2 protein-coding genes are annotated in these 2208 nt (G+C 72.5%); one reads left to right on the top strand and one right to left on the bottom strand.

From position 1 onward, the window contains the following. Window positions 1-508 (top strand): zinc-binding dehydrogenase (locus tag R6V09_RS51475; protein ID WP_317888301.1); only part of this gene is annotated, 508 nt, incomplete at its 5' end. Window positions 509-564: 56 nt separating this feature from the next. On the opposite strand, the gene R6V09_RS51470 is transcribed toward R6V09_RS51475, so the two are convergent. Next, the coding region (locus tag R6V09_RS51470) for a helix-turn-helix transcriptional regulator (RefSeq protein ID WP_317888300.1) at window positions 565-2208 on the bottom strand (1644 nt) is incomplete at its 5' end.

Raw genomic sequence — 2208 nt, 5'->3', positions numbered from 1 at the left:
GGTGCAGATCGCCCGCGCCCGCGGCGCCGAGGTCTTCGCCACCGCCTCGGCCGCCGACGCCCAGACCGTCCGCCGGCTCGGCGCCACCGCGATCGACTACGCCACCACCGAGGTGGAGGAGTACGTCGCCGCCCACACCGGCGGCGAAGGCTTCGACATCGTCTTCGACACCGTCGGCGGCACTGTCCTGGACAACTCCTTCGCCGCGGTGCGCCATTACACCGGCCACGTCCTGAGCGCCCTGGGCTGGGGCAGCCACAGCCTGGCCCCGCTCTCCTTCCGCGGCGCCACCTACTCCGGGGTCTTCACCCTGCTGCCCATGCTCACCGGCAACGGCCGCGAGCACCACGGCGAGATCCTGCGCGAAGCCGCCACCCTGGCCGACGCGGGCCTGCTCAAGCCACTGCTGGACCCCCGCCGCTACACCCTGGACACGGTCGCCCAAGCCCACGCGGCCGTCGAGGACGGCTCGGCCCACGCCAAGATCGTCGTCGACATCGAGGCCTGACCCGACGGCAGGGAGCCCGGTGGCGCGACCAGCGTGCGACCGGGCTCTTCGGCTGTTCAGCTGCCGCTACGGTCGTCCCGCTCGTCCTGCTCCTCCTGCTCGCCCAGGGCGGTGAGCGCGTCGCGCAGGCCGGCGCGCGCGGTGACGCCGAGCTTGGGGAACACGTTGTACAGGTGCCCGCTGACGGTGCGCGCGGACAGGTGCAGCCGTTCCCCGATCGCCTTGTTCGTCAGTCCCGACGCCGCGAGCGTGGCGATCTGCAGCTCCTGCGGGGTGAGTTGGACCTGGCTCACGTCGGCCGGTCGGCGCGACAGGCCGGTGGCCCTCATCTCGTTCCTGGCGCGCTCGGCCCACGGCGCGGACCGCAGCCGGTCGAACAACGCCAGTGCGGCGACCAGTCGTACACGCGACTCGACGGTGGCCCGCTCCCGGCGCAGGTGCTCGCCGTACGCCAGCAGCACCCGCGCACGCTCGAAGGGCCACAGCTCCTCGGGCGCCGTCACAAGGGCCCGCTCGAAGTGGGCGCTCGCCGCCTCCCCCTCGGACACCAGCCCCTGGGCCCCCGCCACTAGCAGCGCCCAGCGGGAGGAGATCTTCGCTATGCCCATGCGCAGCATCGCGTCGACGAACCCCCGGGCCTGTTCGGTACGGCCGGTCCGTACGGTCGCCTCGACCAGGTCGTAGGCCACGAACAGCTGCAACTGCTGGGCGGTGCCGCCTTCCACGCCGCGCGGGCTGATCCTGACCGCCTCGGCGTACGCGGTCTCGTAGTCGCCGCGGCCGATGGCGGCGAGTGTCCGCACCCGGTACACGTGCTGCGGCACGATGAAGGCCTGGCGCGGGAGCGACCAGGACAGCATCCACTCCAACGGCTCCTCCGCCACGTCCTGTTGGCCCAGTGCGGCGGCGGCCAGGGCCTTGCTGTACTTCAGGTACCAGACGAACTCCAGGTACCCGTAGGCCTCGACGAGTTCCAGGCCCTCCTCGGCGAAGCGCATGGTGTCGTCCCAGCGCCCGGCCAGGTAGCTCTCCCCGCACAACAGCATCAGCGCGTTGGTGACCGAGGCGACGGCGCCCGCCTGCCTGCCTTCGCGCCACACCCGCAGGAGTGGTTCGCGCAGGTCGGCGAGGCGGTCCACGTCGTTGGCGACGTAGGCGACGCGGATGATCTGCCCGGGGTCGCGTTCGGTGGCCAGGGCGGCGATCTGCCGGTCGAGGGTGGCCAGTGCCTCGGGCGAGGCGGTGGCGGGGTTGGTGGCGATCTCGGAGCGGATCAGCACGGACTCCGGCAGCAGGTCGCGGTAGCGGTCCACCAGTTCGCGGTAGGAGTCCCACATCTCCTTGCGCCCGTTGAGGGCGACGGTCAGCGACAGGATCCAGATCGCCGAGTTGACCTCGTCGGCGGTGGGCTCGACATCCGGGGCCCGCAGCGCGGCGCTGATCACCCGGTACGCGGAGATGACGTCCCCGTCGGAGTACAGCAACAGTGAGGCAGCCGCGGAGGCGGCGGCCAGCGAGCCCCCGCCCGCGTTCGCCCGCCGGGCATCGCTCAGCAGGCTCGACACCGACCGCAGGTCGCCCATGACCTCGGCGGCGAAGTACGCGGTCGCCGCCAGCCGCTGGGAGCGCTGCTGGAGGTCCGGGCTCAGGTCCGCCGAGCGCGTCATCGCCGCCACCGCGGCCGTCGGGTCGCCGCGCTT

The sequence above is a fragment of the Streptomyces sp. W16 genome (genome assembly GCF_033194735.1).
In the GTDB taxonomy this organism is placed as follows: domain Bacteria; phylum Actinomycetota; class Actinomycetes; order Streptomycetales; family Streptomycetaceae; genus Streptomyces.
This window is presented reverse-complemented; position numbering and strand designations above follow the sequence as displayed.